Source organism: Pleomorphomonas carboxyditropha, from assembly GCF_002770725.1.
GTDB lineage: Bacteria > Pseudomonadota > Alphaproteobacteria > Rhizobiales > Pleomorphomonadaceae > Pleomorphomonas > Pleomorphomonas carboxyditropha.
In genome coordinates this window covers 69,836-88,015 of the sequence record NZ_NQVN01000017.1, presented here as the reverse complement: position 1 = coordinate 88,015, position 18,180 = coordinate 69,836, and the positions used below count along the sequence as shown (strand labels likewise).

The following is an 18,180-nucleotide window of genomic DNA, read 5'->3' as shown; positions in this document are numbered from 1 at the left end:
ATCGGCTGCCGCTGGATCATCGCCGGGGCGCGCGTTCATGACCGGGCGGGACCAGGCGCCCAATCCCTATCTTCACGGCTCGCTGGCACGGGTGTTCGCGCGCACCGCCGCGCCGATCGTGCTGTTCATGACGGTGAACGGCCTTTACGCCGTCGTCGACGCCCTGCTGCTCGGCCGCCTCGCCGGGCCGAAGGCGCTGACCGCCGTGACGCTGATGTTCCCGGTGTCGCTGCTGATCATCGCCTTGCAGACCATGGTGTCCTCGGGCATGGCGTCGCTGATCGCCCGCCGGATCGGCGCCGGCGACATCCGCGCCGCCGAGGGCACCGTCACCGCCGCCAACCTTCTGGCCCTCTCGGTCGCCGGCCTGCTGATCGCCACCCTCGCCGTCGGCGGCGGACCGCTGGCCCGGGCGCTGTCGAACGGCGACCCCGAGCTTGCCCGCATGGGGCTTCTGTTCGTTTCCATCATGGTGACGGGCACACCGCTGAGCTTCCTGCTGTCGATCCAGGGCAACGCATTGCGGTCGGAAGGCAGGGTCGGCGCCACGGCGACGATCTCCGTGGCGATGACGTTTCTCAACATCGCCCTGAGCTCCCTGCTGATCGGATGGTTCGGCCTCGGCGTCGCCGGCTCGGCGGCCGGCACCCTGCTGGCCCAAGCGGCGGCGCTCGCCGCCGTCGCCGTCTACCGCCTCGCCGGCCGCACGCCGCTGCCGCTTTATGCCCGCGGCACCGGTTCGATCCTCGCAAACTGGAAGGAGATCGTCGTTCTCGGCGCGCCGGCGTCGCTCGGCCTGCTCGGCTTCAGCCTGTCGAGCGGCCTGATCATCGCCGACATCCAGCTCTGGTCGACCGCCGACCCGGCCGCCACCGTCGCCGCCTATGGCGTCGTCACCCGCATCCTGACCTTCGCCTTCCTGCCGCTGCTCGGCATGTCCATGGCCTGCCAGTCGATCGTCGGCAACAACTTCGGCGCCGGCCTCGGCGAGCGGGTGCGCACGACGCTGAAGATCGCCTTCATCGTCGCCGTCGTCTACGCGGCGATCTTCGAGGGCGCCTTCGTCTTCCTGGCCCGGCCGCTCGGCGCCCTGTTCGTCGACGCCCCCCTGGTGATCGCCGAGGTGGCGCGCGTCATGCCGCTGATATCCATCACCTACGTGCTGTCGGCGCCGCTGATGATCCTTGCCGGCTATTATCAGGCGCTCGGCATGGCCGGCAGCGCGGCCGTCCTCAACCTCGTCCGCACCTATGTCATCGGCCTGCCGCTGTTCGCCCTCCTGCCGCTGGCGGCCGGCGAGATCGGCATCTGGATCGCCTATCCGGTCGGCGACGTGGCGATGCTCGGCGTCGTCGCCGGCCTGCTCGCCTGGAACGCCCGCCGCCGCCGTCTCGCCTGGGGTCTGTTCCACGGTCATGCGGCCTGACGCACAGCGCCGCCGCCTAGCCCGAGTGGCGAAGACGACCATCGGCATGTCGGCACGGCCGATCGGATGAGGATACGCCGGCCGCGGGATCAGACCGCGGCCGGCAGGAGGAACGCGGTCAGTCGCGGGCCACACAGACGGCGACGCCCATGCCGCCGCCGATGCACAAGGTGGCAAGGCCCTTCTTCGCGTCGCGCCGTACCATTTCGGAGAGGAGCGTCACCAGGATGCGGGCTCCCGAGGCACCGATCGGGTGGCCGAGCGCAATGGCGCCACCATTGACGTTCAGCTTATCAGTGTCGAACTCCAACTCGCGGCTGACCGCCAGCGCCTGAGCGGCAAAGGCTTCGTTGGCGAAGGCGACGCCTTCCGCACCGAGGATGGTGTCCGAAACTTCGCCGTCGGCGACCAAATCGTGTTCCTGCGAAACGAGCGCGCGCTTGGCGTCAAGAACGGCATGATCGGCCATATCTTCGAGGCGCGACCGGACTGGTTTGCGGCTAAAGCGACCGATGGGGAAACGCCTACACGCCCCACTGCATCTGCTCCGCATTGGTTCGCGCCACTGTCAATCGAAAAGCTCAAACGTGACCAAACGCAGCGGATCAGTAACGTTCCACGCAGAGCGAAACGTCCGATCGCTCGTTCGATGCTCTATTGAAGTCTACCGAGACGATGCTCCGGGCTGTCATCGCCGAAAGGTTCAAAAACTGCTGTCTTCCGTGACCTGGCGGTAAAGTACCGGCAGGAGATCGGCGAGATAGCCCATTTCCTCAATGCTGTGCTGGAGAAGGTGGGCGCAGAACGCATCGTTGACGGCCACCGCGCGCACTTCTGCGGCCACCGTGTCCGGCACAAGTTCCTTTGTCGCTGCATCCTTGATGTCGCCTAGCCAGAATCGGGTCCGCATTTCGCAACCGTAATCGGTGTTGCGCACGAAGTGGCACATGTGACCGATCGTGAATGGCACACCCTTGGCACCTGGCCGGCCGCAAATCGCGACGCCATCGAAGGCATCGTAGCCAACAGGATCAAAGAATTCATGCGGATCGTCGAAATTCACCTGCAGGCTATGGACCACCGGATCCACATCGCGGCCGAGATACTCCTCCACAAGATGAACTGCACCGATATAGTTACCATTCACCCGATTTTTCCAAGCGCTGGCGACGTGGTCGCGCGGATGCCAGAGCTTATACTGGTCGTCGCCACCAAGCCAACCAAACCACCAATGCACCATCTTGGCGCGACAATGCGGCATACGCGTTAGCGCGGCGACTGTTTTGCAGCCGTCGGGGTAGCTTGCTACACCTGTTTCGAAAGAAAGATAGCCCGGCTTTAGGAGATCATTGGCTTCGCTGAACTTCATGGAAGTGCCCTCCTTGATGGGTTGATTCTTGAGGTCGGAAGCCTTTCGGTACTCCCGGCTACGGGTCGTGTAGCGTTAGAATCTGGTAGGCATCGGATGCATCGAATAGTCGGCGTATGGTGAGGCGCAACACGCCGAAAGTCAGACACGCTCCACGCAGAGTGAGACGCCCATGCCGCCACCGACGCAGAGGGTGGCGAGACCTCTACGAGTATCGCGACGACGCAATTCGTGGAGGAGTGTGACGAGGATCCGGGCGCCGGAGGCGCCGATCGGATGCCCGAGGGCGATGGCGCCGCCGTTGACGTTCACCTTTTCCGGATCAAGGTCGAGGTCGCGGCGCACAGCGAGCGCCTGGGCGGCAAAGGCCTCATTGGCTTCGATAAGGTCGAGATCGCCGACCTGCCAGCCGGCCTTGCCGAGCGCCTTGCGTGAGGCCGGCACCGGGCCGATACCCATGATCGCCGGATCAACGCCCGCCGTGGCCCCTGCCACAACTCGGGCGAGCGGCGCAAGACCACAATCGTTGGCGAGCTCTGCTGTCATCAGCACTAGTGCGGCCGCACCGTCGTTGAGGCCGGAGGCGTTGCCGGCCGTCACCTTGCCGTCCTTAGCGAAGGCGGGCTTCAGCTTGCTAAGCCCCTCGGCGGTGGTGTCCGGCCGGATGAATTCGTCCTCGGCGAAAATCACGTCGCCCTTCCGCCCCGGCACCGTCACTGGAACGATCTCGTCGGTAAAACGCCCGGCGGCCCGGGCGGCGGCGGCGCGCTGCTGCGACGTTGCGGCGAAGGCATCAAGTTCGGCACGGGTCAGATTCCACCGTTCCGCAACGTTCTCCGCTGTCTGCCCCATGTGGTAGTCGCCGAAGGCATCCCAGAGACCATCGACGATCATCGAATCGGTCAATTGCGCGGTCCCCATCTTGACGCCACCGCGCATGTGAATGACGTGGCGGGCCTGGCTCATGCTTTCCTGTCCACCAGCGATAACGATGCGCGCGTCGCCGGCGCGGATCATCTGAGCGGCAAGGAGAACGGCCCGCAATCCAGAACCGCACACCTGGCTGAGGCCGAAGGCGGTCGACGAGACCGGCAGACCGGCAGCGAGCGCGGCGCGGCGTACCGGGTTCTGGCCATGACCGGCAACCAGCACCTGGCCGAACACCACATCATCGACGTCTTGCGGGGGGACCGACGCCCTTTCGAGAGCCGCGCGGATAACCGCCGCTCCAAGTTCATGAGCGGGCAACGGTGCCAGCGAACCGTTGAACGAGCCGATGGCGGTCCGAACCGCCGATACGATAACGACCTCAGTCATGGATCAAGCCTTTCAGTTTTCGCAATTTTCGTTGAGCTGGAAGGGCGGCTATCTCACTGGACAAAAGGCAGCGCCCAGCGGTCGAACCACCGCTGTTCCAAGCAGCTGTCGGCGCCGCCACCTTAATTTTGCCGACGAATTCCAGCCGTCAGACCGCCATCGTCGCTATGTTGTCCGGTACGATGAGCCGCGCCGTGGTGGCAGCGACGACGTCGGCGGGGGTGACGCCCGGCGCCACCTCGCGCAGCACCAGCCCGGCGTCGGTCGGCTCGATTACCGCCAGCTCGGTGACGATGAGGTCGACGCGCCGCGCCGAGGTCAGCGGCAGCGTGCAGGCCGGCACGATCTTCGCCGCGCCCTTGGCGGTATGCATCATGGCGACGATCACCTTCTTGGCGCCGGTCACCAGATCCATCGCCCCGCCCATGCCCGGCACCATCTTGCCCGGCACCATCCAGTTGGCGAGCAGCCCGGCTTCGTCGACCTCCAGGCCGCCGAGCACGGTGACGTCGAGATGGCCGCCGCGGATCAGGCCGAAGGAGAAGGCGCTGTCGAACGCCGCCGCGCCAGGCACGGCCGAGATCGGGTTGCCGCCGGCGTCGGAAAGATCGTCCTCGGCCAGCCCGTGCTCGTTGAGGCTGTCCATGCCGACGATGCCGTTCTCCGACTGGAAATGCACCCGGATGTCGGCCGGCACGTGCCGGGCGACCAGCGTCGGCAGGCCGATGCCGAGATTGACCAGCATGCCGTCGGAGAGTTCGCATGCCACGCGCTTGGCGATCAGATTCTTGTCATCCACGGCGGGCCTCCACGGCGATCAGCATGTCCACGACGACGCACGGCGTGCCAACCGCGTCGGGGGGCAGTACCCCGGTCGGCACGATGGAGCGCGCCTCGGCCAGCACGCGGTCGGCGGCCATGGCCATCAGCGGGTTGAAGTTGCGGGCGGTCAGCGCGTAGCCGAGATTGCCGAGGTGGTCGGCCTGCCGCGCCGCCACCAGCGCGAAATCGGCCCGGAGCGGCCGCTCGACCAGGAAGATGCGGCCGTCGATTTCCAGTGTCGGCTTGCCTGCCGCGGCGACGGTGCCGACGCCGGTGGCTGTCAGCACGCCGCCGAGCCCGTGACCGCCGGAACGGATGCGCTCGGCCAGCGTACCCTGCGGGATCAGCTCGACCTCAATATCGCCGGCGATCATCTGGCGCTGCGTCTCGGCATTGGTGCCGATGTGGCTGGCGACGACCCGCTTCACCAGACGCGCGTCGATCAGCTTGCCGATGCCGACGCCTGGCCGCGCCGTGTCGTTGGCGATGACGATCAGCTCGCCGGTCCCCTGACGGACGATCTCGTCGATCATCCGCTCGGGCGTACCGACGCCCATGAAGCCGCCGATCATCAGCGTCGCGCCGATGGGAATGCCCGCGATCGCCTCCGCGAGCCGTGTGAGTTTGCACATGTATTCCTCCCGGTTTCCCGGCCGGTTGATCCGTCGGCTGTCGCGACGACAGCCGCCCGGGCCGTTTTGCCCAAGTCTGCCTTCAATCGTATCATGACCGCATCGCGAAACAAGTATCTCATGATACGGTCGATCACGCATTGTCGCGAATAACCGTATCGTGGTACATAGATTCCGTAATGCGATCATAAACACAGAAACGGCAAAGGGAGGCCCAACCATGAGCGGCGTGAAGAAGCTCGCTGAAATCTGAAGAATTCGGTCATTCGACGGCCGAGGTGACCAGGCCCGCATCTGCCGGCGGACGAGCGCGAGCGATTCGCCGCCCGCCGCGGACGGGCCTCGCCCGCCTCACCGAGTTACGCGTCCTCGCCGGCCGGCCGTTCACCCTGCGCCGGGCCCGCCACGGGTCGGCGGGAGGCGCATCCTTTCCTCAGCGTTCGCCCGCGAGCGCGCCAATGATGGAGTTTGAAATGGGGAAGAAAGTCTTTGTGGACCTGAGCCATCCGTTCTTCGGAGACATGCCGCTGTGGCCATATTTCTCCAAGCCGGAGATTGCCCCGATGCACAGCATGGCCAAGGCCGGCGTGCTCACCCAGTCGATCAAATGCACGATGCACACCGGCACCCACTGCGACGCGCCGCGCCATGTCATGGAGAAGATGTTCGACGGCAGCCGCGCGCTCTATACGCACGAACTGCCGGTCGACGCCTATTGCGGCGACGCCGTCTGTCTCGACGTGCGCGTCGACCGCTGGAAGCTGATCATGCCGGCCGACCTGGAGGCCGCCGTCGAGCGCGCGGGCATGAAGCCGGCTGACCTCAAGGGCATGGTTGTCTGCCTCAACACCGGCATGCACCGACAGTTCGACGACAGCAAGGAATACTACCACTATTCGCTCGGCACCGGCATCGACGCCGGCAAATGGTTCGTCAAGCACCAGGTCAAGGTCGTGGCCCTCGACCAGCAGGCCCTCGACCACCCGCTGCACACCTCCATGGGCAACAATGGAACGTGCATGAAGCTGCCCGGCTACACCGGCAGGACGATCTGCGAGGAATATATCGAGCAGTTCGGCGAGGAGGCTTACGCCGAGTTCGACCGCGAGGTCTACATCAAGGTCCACGGCCGGGAGAGGTACCAGGAGAAGTTCGGCGAGCTCGAGGCGACGGGCAATCCCGGCACGTGGGAGCCCTGCCACAAGTACCTTCTGGGCAACGGCATCGTCGGCGTCGAGAACCTCGGCGGCGACCTCGACAAGGTGAAGAACAAGCGCTTCCGTTTCTTCGCCCTGCCCATTCGCTGGCACATGGGCGACGGCTCCATGGTGCGCTGCGTCGCCGAGATCGACGAGGACGAATTGGTTCCCGCCGAGCCGCGTCTCTACAAGTACGGCGCCATGTGAACGCCCCGGCCCGGCGTGTCTGCCTGCGCGGACGCGCCGGCGCCGGCCGCCGCGCCCGCCGTCCGGCGTCGGCCGCACGTCTTAGGGGCGGCTCCTCAAGCAAGGACAATCAAGATGTTCGTCAAACGCTTCGCCGAGGCGAAGCCCTATGAGGCGCCCAACCATTGGGGCGTCGTCGGCCTGCGCCTGCAGGGCTTCGAGCCCGGCGGCCCCACAAACCAATGGCTCGGCCTGTCGCAGTTCCTGCCCGGCGGCGGCGCCGGCCCGGACGCCACGCCGGTGGAGAAGGTCTATTTCATCCTCGACGGCGAGATGACCGTCATCGTCGACGGCGTCGAGACGGTGCTGAAGAAATTCGACAGTTGCACCATCCCGGCCGGCGAGATCCGCAAGATCGAGAACCGCACCAACGGCATCGTCACCATGCTGGTCGTGATCCCTTATCCGCCGGGAGTGAAGCCATGAGCGATTATCTCAGCAATCCGCTGGAGCTGTTCTCCGTCGCCGGCAAGGTCGCCGTCGTCACCGGCGCCTCGGGCGCCTTCGGCGAAGTGGCGGCGGAAGTGCTCGCCGCCGCCGGCGCCAAGCTGGTGCTGGCCGCCGGCAAGAAGGCCGAACTCGCCGCCATCGCCGAGAAGTGCCGCGCCCGCGGCGCCGAGGTGGCCGAGGTCAACGTGCGCCCGACCTCGGAAGCCGTTTGCGACGAGCTGGTCAGGACCGCCGTCGCCACCTTCGGCCGCGTCGACATCCTCGTCGTCGCCTCGGGCAAGAACGACGTCGCCAAGATCGTCGACATGGCGCCCGAGCGCTTCCTCGACGTTATGGACGCCAACGTCACCCAGTCTTGGCTGGTGGCGCGCGCCTTCACCAAGCAACTGCTCGCCCAGGGCGGCGGCGGCAAGATCGTGCTGATGTCGTCGGCGCGGGGGCTGCTCGGCCATCCCGCCGGCTACACCGCCTACTGCGCCTCCAAGTCCGCGGTGGACGGCATCACCAAGGCGCTCGGCTGCGAATTGGGCACCCAGGGCATCACCGTCAATGCCATCGCGCCGACGGTGTTCCGCTCGCCGCTGACGGCTTGGATGTTTGAGGAAAACGACAACGCCACCGCCGTGCGCAAGGGCTTCCTCGGCCGCGTGCCGGTCGGCCGGCTCGGCGAGCCGCAGGACCTCGCCGGTCCGCTGCTGTTCCTCGCCTCGGCAGCGTCGGACTTCTACACCGGCCACGTGCTCTACGCCGACGGCGGCTACACCGCCGGCTAAGGCCGATCCCGGCGGACGGGATGCCCGGCGTTCCGTCCGCCATCGTCAACGACGCATTTATTTCGAAGGGACCTTTCTCATGCTGACGAGACCTGGCGTCGTCGGGGGCGGCACTATGGGGCACGGCATCGCCGCCGCCTTCGCGCTCGCCGGCTGCGACGTCGCGCTCTACGAGCCGGCCGAGGCGCAGCGCGAGCGCGTGCGTCCGGCCATCGAAGCCGCCTATGCCCTGCTGGCCGAGGAGGAAGTCATTACCTCCATCGACGCGACTTCGGCATTGGCGCGCATCCGCCTGACCGATAACCCGGCCGCCGCCGTCCATGATCGCGATTTCGTGGTCGAGGCCATCCCCGAGCGGATGGACCTGAAGCAGAAGCTGTTCGCCGAACTCGACCGCCTCTGCCCGCCGGAGACGATCTTCGCCAGCAACACCTCCAGCCTGCCGCTCGCCGAGATGATGGCCGGCCTCCCTGGCCGCCGCCGGGCGCGTATGATGGTAACGCACTGGTACAATCCGCCGCTGCTGATGCCGATCGTCGAGCTCTCCTTCTTCGGCAACATGGCGGAAGCGCTCTACGCCGAGGCGGCGGCCCTGCACGAGGCCGCCGGCAAGCAGGTGGTGAAGGTGCTGAAGGACGTGCCCGGCCTCGTCGCCAACCGCATCCAGCAAGGCGTGGCGCGCGAGGTGTTCTCGCTGATCGAGCAGGGCGTTGCCACGCCCGAGGACATCGACAAGGCGCTGAAATTCGGCCCGGCCTTCCGCTATGCCACCACCGGCCAGCTCGAGGTGGCGGATTTCGGCGGTCTCGATGTCTGGTGCACGGTCGGCGACAACCTCCTCGCCGTCATGGATGATCGCCGCGACGCCAATCCCCTGCTGCGCCGGCGCGTCGCCGAGGGCAAGCTCGGCGTGAAATCGGGCGAGGGCTTTTACCGCTGGGACGCCGACACGGTGCCCGAGCGTCAGCGCGCCTTCATGAAGCGCCTCATCCATCAACTGAAGGCGTCGCGCGCCTACGCCTGAGGCGTCTTCCTTCCCTTCCGCCTGCCCGAGGACCAGAGACATGGCCAAGACCATCATCACCGTCGCCCCGACCGGCGCCTTCCCGACCAAGGAGCACAATCCGGCCGTTCCCATGACGCCGCGCGAGATCGCCGACGACGTTTACGAGTGCTGGCAGGCCGGCGCCGCCATCGCCCACCTGCACATGCGCGACGACGCGGGCCGCGGCACCATGGATATCGGCCGCTTCACCGAGACGGTCGGGCTGATCCGCGAGCGCTGCGACATCGCGCTCAACCTCACCACGTCCGGCGACCTCAACGCCACCGACGAAACGCGCATGATCCACGTGGCGGCGCTGAAGCCGGAGCTCGCCTCCTACGACGCCGGGTCGATGAACTGGATGCATTCGACGCTGTTCATCAACCACCCGGCCTTCCTTGAGAAGCTGGCGGCGGTGATGAACGACAACGGCGTCAAGCCGGAGATCGAGGTGTTCGACGCCGGCATGTTCTACACCTCGGCCTATTACATCAAGAAGGGCATCCTGAAGGCGCCGGCCTACTACCAGTTCGTGCTCGGCGCCGCCGGCGGGACCGCCGCCACCGTCGACAACCTCGTCTACCTGAAGAACCTGCTGCCCGAGGGCACTCCCTGGTCGGCGCTCGGCATCGGCGCCGGCCACTTGCCGGTGCTGATGACCGCCATCGCGCTCGGCGGTCATGTGCGCGTCGGCATGGAGGACAACGTCTATATCGGCAAGGGGCGGCTGGCGAAGAACAACGCCGAGTTCGTTGCCCGCGCCGCGCGCCTCGTCCGCGAGGCCGACCGCGAGGTCGCCGGCCCCGCCGACGCCAGGGAGATTCTCGACCTGCGCCGCCCTGCCACCTGAGGACAGGCGCAGCCTGAAGAAAAGAATTATTACGAACAGACGCTCGCGACACTTCGTGCCGCGAGATGTTTGCTTTATCTCTATTATCTGAACTGCATTTCATTTCAGCATATACCAATGTCTAGTCTGTATTTCTTCCATCGGGATGCGGCGGCGATTGACGATGCCGCCGCAAGAGTTAATCTCGTATCGCAAATCGAATGTACCGCAATGTGGTCAGACAACACGCGAACCGCCGGCGTGAGCGGGCGAGATAGAGCCTGGAAAAGGCCACAGCGAACCAGGAGGAAACGATGCCCACAGATGCTTACGCCGCGCAGCCCGCGGCCCGGCCGGCCCACGCCGGCGTCAACAGCAATTTCGGCGCGCGCGGCTGGTCGATGGTCGGCTTCGCGCTCATCATGTACTATAACTTCGCCGCCTGGACCGCCGACGGCCTCAATGTCATCGTGCAGAGCTTCGTCGACCTGCACGGCTGGGACTTTGCTACGCTCCTGGCGTTCTCCACTCCCGCCGGCTGGCTCGGCGTCATCGGCTCGCTGGCCATCGCCGAGCTGATCAGCCGCAGGGGCGCCAAGCTGGTCGCCGTCGTCGGACTCATCCTGCTCGGCGTGACGCTAATCTGGTTCGGCCGCGTCACCACCTACATCGAGTACGCCATTGGCCTGACGCTGCTCAACTTCCTGGCTACCGGCGTCTGCTTCAACGTGCCAGGCACGCTGCTCAATACATGGTTCCCGCGCAAGAAGGGTCTGGCGCTCGGCTGGGCGACCATGGGCATGTCGTTGTGCACGGCGACGCTGGTGCCGATCATGGTGTTCCTGTTCCGCGGCCTCGGTACGCAGAACGGCTACGCCGCCTGCGGCCTGGCGCTGATCGCTGTCGGACTGGCCGCCATCGTCTGGGTGCGCAACACGCCGGAGGAACTCGGCCTTTACCCCGACAACGAGCCGGTGTCGCGTGAGCAGCTCGCCGCCAACCTGGCCGAACTGGAGAACTACAAGAGCCCGTTCACCATCCCGGTCCTGCTGCGCGACAAGGACATGTGGCTGATCTCGCTCGGCTACGGCGTGCTGTGGTTGGTCGACATCGGCGTCGTCTCCCAGCTCGTGCCGCGGCTGATATCGGTCGGCTACGACCAGTCGACGGCGATCTGGATGTTCACCACCGCCGCCTTCTTCTGCGCCCTGTTCTCGTATGTCTGGGGCTGGTTCGACGTCCGCTTCGGCACCCGGCGCACGTCCATCGTCTACGCCTTCTTCTTCGCCGTCACCCATGCCTGCCTCCTGGTGCGCGGCAGCGACCTCTTCACCTACTTCACCCTGCTGCTCGTCGGCATGAGCATCGCCGGCATCAAGGAGCTGGCGACATCGCAGGTCGGCTCGGTTTACGGCCGCTACGACTTCGCCGCCGCCAACCGGGTGATCTCCACCATCGCCTGCCTGTTCCGGGTGTGCTGCTTCGCCGTCATCGCCGCCAGTCTGAAATGGACCGGGGAATACGACGCCGCCTACATTTTCTTCATCTTCCTGGATTTCGTCGGCGCTGCGATGATCTTCTTCATCACCGATACCTGCAAGGGCAAGCTCGACGCGTCGGTGCCCGCCGGCCACCATTGACCCCGGCGACCGGGAGCTTGTCTCGTCCCAGGACGTGAACGGAAATCCGAACGAGGACGGGCGCGGCCTTGCCGCGCCCGTCCTTTCCTTTGTCGACCCGTGCCTCTGCATTCCACGCGCGTCGCCTTTGCCTACATAGTGCTTGTCAACGTCGCTGCGCCGCGTTAGCCAAGAGCGCAGCCACGAAGCGGGCAGTAATCTCGAAAGGCGAAGCAGAAATGACCGACGTGCCTATGGCCGCCGATAGAGGCGGCATTCAGGTGATTGCGCGGGCGGCGGCCATCCTGCGGGCGCTGGAGGGCGTGCAGGACGGCCTCAGCCTGGCCGAGATCGCCAAGGACGTGTCGCTGCCGCGCTCGACCGTCTACCGCATCGTCACCGCGCTCGCCGAGGAGGGGTTGCTGATGGCGGCGACGCCGAACGGCAAGGTGCGCCTCGGCCCGGCCATTCTGCAGCTCGCCGCCGCCGCCGACTACGACATCAAGCGCATCCTTAGGCCGTTCCTGGTCGACATCAACCGCGACATCGAGGACACCGTCGACCTTGCCATCCTGCGCGGCGGCAGCGCCGTGTTCATCGACCAGGTTCCGGGCAAGCGCCGGCTCACGGTGGTCACGGTGATCGGCGAGCGCTTCCCGTTGCATTGCACCGCCAACGGTAAGGCGTTGCTGGCGCTGATGACGCCGGAGGAGGCGCGGCGGTCTATCGAGCGCAGCCTCCGCGAGCATCCCGACCGCCCGCTCACCGACGAGCCGCGGCTGTGGCGCGAGATCGAGGAGGCCCGCGCCGGCGGGTTCGGCTTCGACCGCGAGGAGAACTCGCCCGGCATCGGCGCAATAGGATTTGCTCTGCGCGATGGAACCGGCAATTCGTTCGCCATTTCCGTGCCGATGCCGATCCAGCGCTTCAAGCGCACCGAAAAGACGCTGGTGGCAAAAGTCGCCCAGCATAGGGAACGGATCGCCGCCCGCATCGGGACCTGAATCTCGCCTTCTTCAAGCCGGAGAGATTGATCCGGCCTTCCACGCCTGTGGCAAACGGGTGCGTCTCGCCCGGGGCATTTTCCATGGCCATGCGGCCCGAAGCAAAAGGGCCGCCGCGTATGCCGCGACGGCCCCTTTCTTTTTCAACCCGTCCCGATCCTCATTCGAGGTTCTTGACGATGGTTTCGACCATCTTCTTGGCGTCGGCGAACAGCATCATGGTGTTGTCGCGGAAGAACAGCTCGTTCTCGACGCCGGCGTAGCCCGAGCCCATGCCGCGCTTGACGAACAGCACCGTGCCCGCCTTCTCGACGTCGAGGATCGGCATGCCATAGATCGGCGACGCCTTGTCGGTCTTGGCGGCAGGGTTGGTGACGTCGTTGGCACCGATGACGAAGGCGACGTCGGCCTGCGCGAACTCCGAGTTGATGTCCTCGAGCTCGAACACCTCGTCGTAGGGCACCGACGCCTCGGCCAAGAGCACGTTCATGTGGCCGGGCATGCGGCCGGCCACCGGATGGATGGCGTATTTCACCTCGACGCCCTCCGCCTTCAGCTTGTCGGCCATCTCCCTCAGCGCGTGCTGCGCCTGGGCCACCGCCATGCCGTAGCCCGGCACGATGATCACCTTGGAGGCGTTCTTCATGATGAAGGCGGCGTCCTCGGCCGAGCCCTGCTTGACCGGCCGCTGCTCCACCTCGCCGCCGGCCGCCGCGGTCTCGCCGCCGAAGCCGCCGAGGATCACCGAGATGAACGACCGGTTCATGCCCTTGCACATGATGTAGGAGAGGATGGCGCCCGACGAGCCGACCAGCGCGCCGGTGACGATCAGCGCCGTGTTGCCCAAGGTGAAGCCGATGCCGGCCGCCGCCCAGCCCGAGTAGCTGTTCAGCATCGAGACGACCACCGGCATGTCGGCGCCGCCGATCGGGATGATGATCAGGCCGCCGAAGGCCAGCGACACCAGCACGATCAGCCAGAACACGAAGTGGCTTTCCGTGTTGACCAGGAGCACGATCAATACCACCAACAGCACGGCCAGCGCCGCGTTGACGAGGTGCCGGAACGGCAGGATGATCGGCTTGCCGCTCATCCGGCCATCGAGCTTCAGGAAGGCGATCACCGAGCCGGTAAAGGTGACGGCACCGATGGCGACGCCGAGGCTCATCTCGATCAGCGCCTGGCCGTGGATCGAGCCGGGCAGGCCGATGCCGAAGGCTTCCGGCGCGTAGAGCGCGGCGGCGGCCACCAGCACGGCGGCGAGGCCGACGAGGCTGTGGAAGGCGGCGACCAGTTGCGGCATGGCCGTCATGGCGATCTTGCGGGCGATGAAGGCGCCGACGCCGCCACCGATGGCGAGGCCGACGACGATCAGCGCGTAGGCGCCGAACGACGGCTTGATCGAGGCCAGCGTCGTGACGATGGCGATCGCCATGCCGAGCATGCCCAGGAGGTTGCCGCGCCGGGCCGTCACCGGGCTGGAGAGCCCCCGGAGCGCCAGGATGAACAGCGCCCCCGAGACGAGATAGAGGACGGCGGAGATATTGGCGGTCATGTCCGTCCCCTCAATGCTTCTTCTTGTACATGGCGAGCATGCGGCTGGTGACCAGGAAGCCACCGAAGATGTTCACCGACGCCAGGACGACGGCGACGAAGCCGAAGCCGCGCGACACGCCGGTGCCGGGCGCCAGGAACTCGACGCCGACGGCGAGCAAGGCGCCGACGATGATCACCGAGGAGATGGCGTTGGTCACCGCCATCAGCGGCGTATGCAGGGCCGGCGTCACCGACCACACCACGTAGTAGCCGACGAAGATCGCCAGCACGAAGATGGAGAGGCGGAACACGAAGGGATCGATCACCCCGCCGGACAGAGCGTGGGCGGCGGCGCCCAGCCCGTCGGCGGCGGCGCCCGCCTGGCCGGAAGCGACGGCATCGGCGGCGGCGTTGGCGGCGGCTTCGGCGGCGCGGGCCGCCTCGGCGGCGGCGCGGGCGGCCTGGCGCGCCTGTTCAAGGGCCTGATCGGCCGTGAGCATAGAGGACATCGGATAGTCTCCGCGTCAGTTCAGGAAAGCGGGATGGATGACGGCGCCGTCGCGCGTCAGCGCGGTCGCCTTGACGAGCTCGTCGTCCCAGTTGACGGCGAGAACCTTCTCCTTCTTGTCGACCAGCGTCTCGACGAAGGTGAAAAGGTTCTTGGCATAGAGCTGGGAGGCGGTGGCGGCGATGCGGCCGGGCACGTTCTTGTGGCCGACGATGCGGATGCCTTCCGGCGTCGTCACCACCTCGCCGAGCTTGGCCCCCGCGACGTTGCCGCCGCGCTCGACCGCGAGGTCGACGATCACCGAGCCGGGCTTCATCGACTTCACCATGTCGGCGGAGACCAGGCGCGGCGCCGGCCGGCCGGGAATCAGCGCCGTGGTGATGACGATGTCCTGCTTCTTGATGTGCTCGGCGACCAGCGCCGCCTGCTTGGCCTGGTATTCGGCCGACATCGGCTTGGCGTAGCCCGCCGCCGTCTCGGCCTGCTTGAACTCCTCGTCCTCGACGGCGACGAACTTGGCGCCGAGGCTTTCCACCTGCTCCTTGGCGGCCGGCCGCACGTCGGTCGCCGTCACCACGGCGCCGAGGCGGCGGGCGGTGGCGATGGCCTGCAGGCCGGCGACGCCGGCGCCCATCACGAAGACGCGCGCCGCCGGCACCGTGCCGGCCGCCGTCATCATCATCGGAATGGCGCGGCCATATTCGTAGGAGGCGTCGATCACCGCCTGGTAGCCGGCGAGGTTGGCCTGGCTCGACAGCACGTCCATCACCTGGGCGCGGGTGATGCGCGGCATGAACTCCATGGCGAAGGCGGTGACGCCGGTGTCGGCCATGGCCTTGATGGCGGCATCGTCGCCGTAAGGATCCATCATGGCGATGGCGAGCGCGCCCTTCTTGAGATGGCTGAGGATATCCTGCGACGGACGCCGCACCGTCAGCACGACGTCGGCATCGCCGACCGCATCGGCGGCCGTTTCCGCCACCACGGCGCCGACCATCGAATAGTCGAAGTCCAGGATGAGCGACCGCACCCCCGCGCCGGCTTCCACCAGCACCGTGGCGCCAAGGCCGATGAAACGCTTGGCCGTCTCGGGCGTGATGGCAACGCGCCCCTCCTCGGGATCGGGTTCTTTCAACACCGCAATCTTCATTGAGCTTCTCCAGGGTGTCTCTCTCGTGCGCCAGCATCGGGAGAGCCGCCCCTGGGACTCCCTTCCCGCCTTCCCTCCCCGGAACGCAGGCCGAGGCCGGCAGGACCTCCGGAAAAACTCCTAGAGCCTTTTGCTTGCGTAATGCAACGTAACCTTCGGGCGCCGAACGACGGCAATCCACAACCGGTCCGAGCGCTCCCGGTCATAGGTAGTTGACCCAAAAGGGAAAACCCGCCGACGGACCGGCGGGTTTATTGTGTTTGCGCGCAAATACTTATCAACGATGGGTGGTCGACGCCGACATTTCTACCGGCCGGTGCCCGCGTCGAGCACCTCGAGCTCGCCGATCATCCGCTCGATCACCGAAAGGCCCATCTGCCAGAAGGCCGGATCGGTGGCGTCGAGGCCGAACGGCGCCAGGAGCTCCTTGTGGTGCTTGGTGCCGCCGGCCTCCAGCATGGCGAAATACTTGTCCTGGAAACCGGCCCCGGCCGTCTCGAACACGGCGTAGAGCGAGTTCACCAGGCAGTCGCCGAAGGCATAGGCGTAGACGTAGAACGGCGAGTGGATGAAGTGCGGGATATAGGCCCAGAAGGTCTCGTAGCCCGGCCCGAAGGTGATGGCCGGCCCCAGGCTCTCGCCCTGCACGGATAGCCAGGCCTCGTTGATGCGGTCGGCGGTCAGCTCGCCCTCGCGGCGGGCGGCGTGCACCTTGCGCTCGAAGGAATAGAAGGCGATCTGCCGCACCACCGTGTTGAGCATGTCCTCGACCTTGGAGGCGAGCAGCGTCCGCTTCTCGGCCGGCGTCGCCGCCTTGTCGAGCAGCGAGCGGAAGGTCAGCATCTCGCCGAACACCGAGGCGGTCTCGGCCAGCGTCAGCGGCGTCGGCGCCATCAGCGCCCCCTGCCGGCCGGCCAGCACCTGGTGCACGCCGTGGCCGAGCTCGTGGGCGAGCGTCATCACGTCGCGCGTCCGGCCGAGATAGTTGAGCAGCACGTAGGGATGCGCCGACGGCACCGTCGGATGGGCGAAGGCGCCCGGCGACTTGCCCGGCCGCACCGGCGCGTCGATCCACCGCTCGTCGAAGAAGCGGCGGGCGATATCGGCCATCCTCGGCGAGAAGCGGGCATAGGCGTCGAGCACCGTCGCCCTGGCCTCCGGCCACGGCACCTGCCGGGTGACGGCGCCGGGCAGCGGCGCGTTGCGGTCCCAGTAGGGCATGGTCGGGCCGCCCATCCAGCGCGCCTTGAGCTGGTAGTAGCGATGGCTGAGCCGCGGATAGGCCGCCCGCACCGCCTCGACCAGCGCATCGACCACCTCCCGCTCGACGCGGTTGGCGAGATGGCGCGAATCGGCGATGTCCTTGAAGCCGCGCCAGCGGTCGGAGATTTCCTTGTCCTTCGCCAGCGTGTTGGTGATGCGGGCGAAGATGCCGATGTTGTCGCCGAACACCTTGCCGAGCGCCTCGGCCGCCGCCTTGCGCTTGGCCGGGTCGGCCTCCTGCAACAGGTGCAGCGTCGGCTCGATGGCGAGCTCCTCGCCGTCCACCGGGAAGCGCAGGCCGGCGATGGTCTCGTCGAACAGCCGGTTCCAGGCCGAATAGGCGGTGATCGACTTCTCGTGGAACAGCTCCTCCACCCGGTCCTCGAGCTGGTAGGGCTTGTCGAGGCGGATGTCGGTCAGCCACGGCCGGTAATGGGCGAGCGCCGGTTCGGCGAAGCCGGCTTCGATCAGGCCGTCGTCGATGCGGTTGATCTCCAGCTCGAAGAACAGCAGGCCCGAGGAGATGGCGGTGATCTTCTCCTGCACGTCGCCGTAGAACTTCATGCGCCGCGGATCGGTGGTGTCGCCCGAATAGAGCAGGCCGGCATAGGACATCACCTTGCCCAGAAGATCCTGCAGCTTCTCGTAGTCGGCGATCAGCGCGGCGAAGGCGGCGGCGCCGTCCGGCGCCTTCAGAAGCGCCTCGATCCGGCCCTTGGCGCGGCCGGCCAGGTCGGCGGCGGCATCGGCCGCCGCCTGGATGTCGCGTTCGATGGCCGGATCGTCCGGAGACGCATAGAGCGCCGACAGGTCCCACTCCGGCAGCGGCTCGGCAATGGCGCCGGCGTCGGAGGGATGGAAAACGGCACGGGGCAGACGGAAACGGCTCATCGAACGGCAACTCCAGATAAGGCGCAGGACGCCATGCGCAAGACTACGTGCTCCAACCACCGACGATCAACGGAAATGTCGGTGAAAAAGAGGTGATCGGC

The 18,180-nt window shown here is 66.5% G+C and carries 16 protein-coding genes and 1 pseudogene; 8 read left to right on the top strand and 9 right to left on the bottom strand.

The window, feature by feature from the left end:
- Nucleotides 1-37: 37 nt before the first annotated feature.
- Complete coding sequence (locus CJ014_RS20080) at nt 38-1,426, top strand: MATE family efflux transporter (protein ID WP_100082281.1); 1,389 nt, start codon at nt 38-40, stop codon at nt 1,424-1,426.
- 118 nt (nt 1,427-1,544) lie between these two features.
- Here the strand turns inward: CJ014_RS20080 and CJ014_RS20075 are convergent.
- The 5 genes and pseudogenes from CJ014_RS20075 to CJ014_RS20050 all read right to left on the bottom strand — a co-directional run.
- A pseudogene (locus tag CJ014_RS20075) lies at nt 1,545-1,781 on the bottom strand (acetyl-CoA C-acetyltransferase); the annotation flags it as partial.
- A gap of 348 nt (nt 1,782-2,129) precedes the next feature.
- The gene (locus tag CJ014_RS27580) at nt 2,130-2,795 is read right to left on the bottom strand and encodes a DAPG hydrolase family protein (protein ID WP_133121889.1); all 666 of its coding nucleotides are present in this window, start codon (nt 2,793-2,795) and stop codon (nt 2,130-2,132) included.
- 141 nt (nt 2,796-2,936) lie between these two features.
- Nucleotides 2,937-4,112 (bottom strand): acetyl-CoA C-acetyltransferase, encoded by a 1,176-nt coding sequence (locus tag CJ014_RS20060; protein WP_100082278.1) that lies wholly within the window; start codon nt 4,110-4,112, stop codon nt 2,937-2,939.
- 148 nt (nt 4,113-4,260) lie between these two features.
- Nucleotides 4,261-4,911: a 3-oxoacid CoA-transferase subunit B gene (locus CJ014_RS20055; RefSeq protein WP_100082277.1), complete on the bottom strand. Its 651-nt coding sequence runs from the start codon at nt 4,909-4,911 to the stop codon at nt 4,261-4,263.
- The gene (locus CJ014_RS20050) at nt 4,904-5,566 is read right to left on the bottom strand and encodes a CoA transferase subunit A (protein WP_100082276.1); all 663 of its coding nucleotides are present in this window, start codon (nt 5,564-5,566) and stop codon (nt 4,904-4,906) included. The genes CJ014_RS20055 and CJ014_RS20050 overlap by 8 nt, the downstream gene beginning before the upstream one ends.
- Nucleotides 5,567-6,039: 473 nt before the next feature.
- On the opposite strand from CJ014_RS20050, the gene CJ014_RS20045 reads away from it, so the two are divergent.
- From CJ014_RS20045 to CJ014_RS20015, 7 genes are all read left to right on the top strand, one after another.
- Nucleotides 6,040-6,972, top strand: coding sequence for a cyclase family protein (locus CJ014_RS20045; protein WP_100082275.1), 933 nt, complete (start codon nt 6,040-6,042; stop codon nt 6,970-6,972).
- A 114-nt stretch (nt 6,973-7,086) separates the two neighbouring features.
- Entirely contained in the window at nt 7,087-7,437 is a 351-nt protein-coding gene (locus CJ014_RS20040; protein ID WP_100082274.1) for a cupin domain-containing protein, read from the top strand.
- Nucleotides 7,434-8,234, top strand: a complete 801-nt coding sequence (locus CJ014_RS20035; protein ID WP_100082273.1) for an SDR family NAD(P)-dependent oxidoreductase — start codon at nt 7,434-7,436, stop codon at nt 8,232-8,234. Before CJ014_RS20040 ends, CJ014_RS20035 begins: the two co-directional genes overlap by 4 nt.
- Before the next feature lie 79 nt (nt 8,235-8,313).
- A complete protein-coding gene (locus tag CJ014_RS20030; protein ID WP_100082272.1) occupies nt 8,314-9,258 on the top strand; it encodes a 3-hydroxyacyl-CoA dehydrogenase family protein in 945 nt (314 codons plus the stop codon).
- A gap of 40 nt (nt 9,259-9,298) precedes the next feature.
- Complete coding sequence (locus tag CJ014_RS20025) at nt 9,299-10,129, top strand: beta-keto acid cleavage family enzyme (RefSeq protein ID WP_100082271.1); 831 nt, start codon at nt 9,299-9,301, stop codon at nt 10,127-10,129.
- A 293-nt stretch (nt 10,130-10,422) separates the two neighbouring features.
- Nucleotides 10,423-11,748: an MFS transporter gene (locus tag CJ014_RS20020; protein WP_100082270.1), complete on the top strand. Its 1,326-nt coding sequence runs from the start codon at nt 10,423-10,425 to the stop codon at nt 11,746-11,748.
- A 218-nt stretch (nt 11,749-11,966) separates the two neighbouring features.
- Nucleotides 11,967-12,731, top strand: a complete 765-nt coding sequence (locus CJ014_RS20015) for an IclR family transcriptional regulator (RefSeq protein ID WP_100082269.1) — start codon at nt 11,967-11,969, stop codon at nt 12,729-12,731.
- A 160-nt stretch (nt 12,732-12,891) separates the two neighbouring features.
- Here CJ014_RS20015 and CJ014_RS20010 read toward each other — a convergent pair whose 3' ends face one another.
- The 4 genes from CJ014_RS20010 to CJ014_RS19995 form a co-directional block, all read right to left on the bottom strand.
- On the bottom strand, nt 12,892-14,286 hold the full coding sequence (locus CJ014_RS20010; protein ID WP_100082268.1) for an NAD(P)(+) transhydrogenase (Re/Si-specific) subunit beta: 1,395 nt from the start codon (nt 14,284-14,286) through the stop codon (nt 12,892-12,894).
- A 10-nt stretch (nt 14,287-14,296) separates the two neighbouring features.
- Entirely contained in the window at nt 14,297-14,767 is a 471-nt protein-coding gene (locus CJ014_RS20005; protein ID WP_425351937.1) for a proton-translocating transhydrogenase family protein, read from the bottom strand.
- Between the two features lie 24 nt (nt 14,768-14,791).
- Entirely contained in the window at nt 14,792-15,925 is a 1,134-nt protein-coding gene (locus tag CJ014_RS20000) for a Re/Si-specific NAD(P)(+) transhydrogenase subunit alpha (protein WP_100082266.1), read from the bottom strand.
- Nucleotides 15,926-16,231: 306 nt separating this feature from the next.
- Nucleotides 16,232-18,079 carry a M3 family oligoendopeptidase gene (locus CJ014_RS19995; RefSeq protein WP_100082265.1) on the bottom strand — a complete coding sequence of 616 codons (1,848 nt, stop codon included), beginning with the start codon at nt 18,077-18,079 and terminating at the stop codon, nt 16,232-16,234.
- Nucleotides 18,080-18,180: the final 101 nt, after the last annotated feature.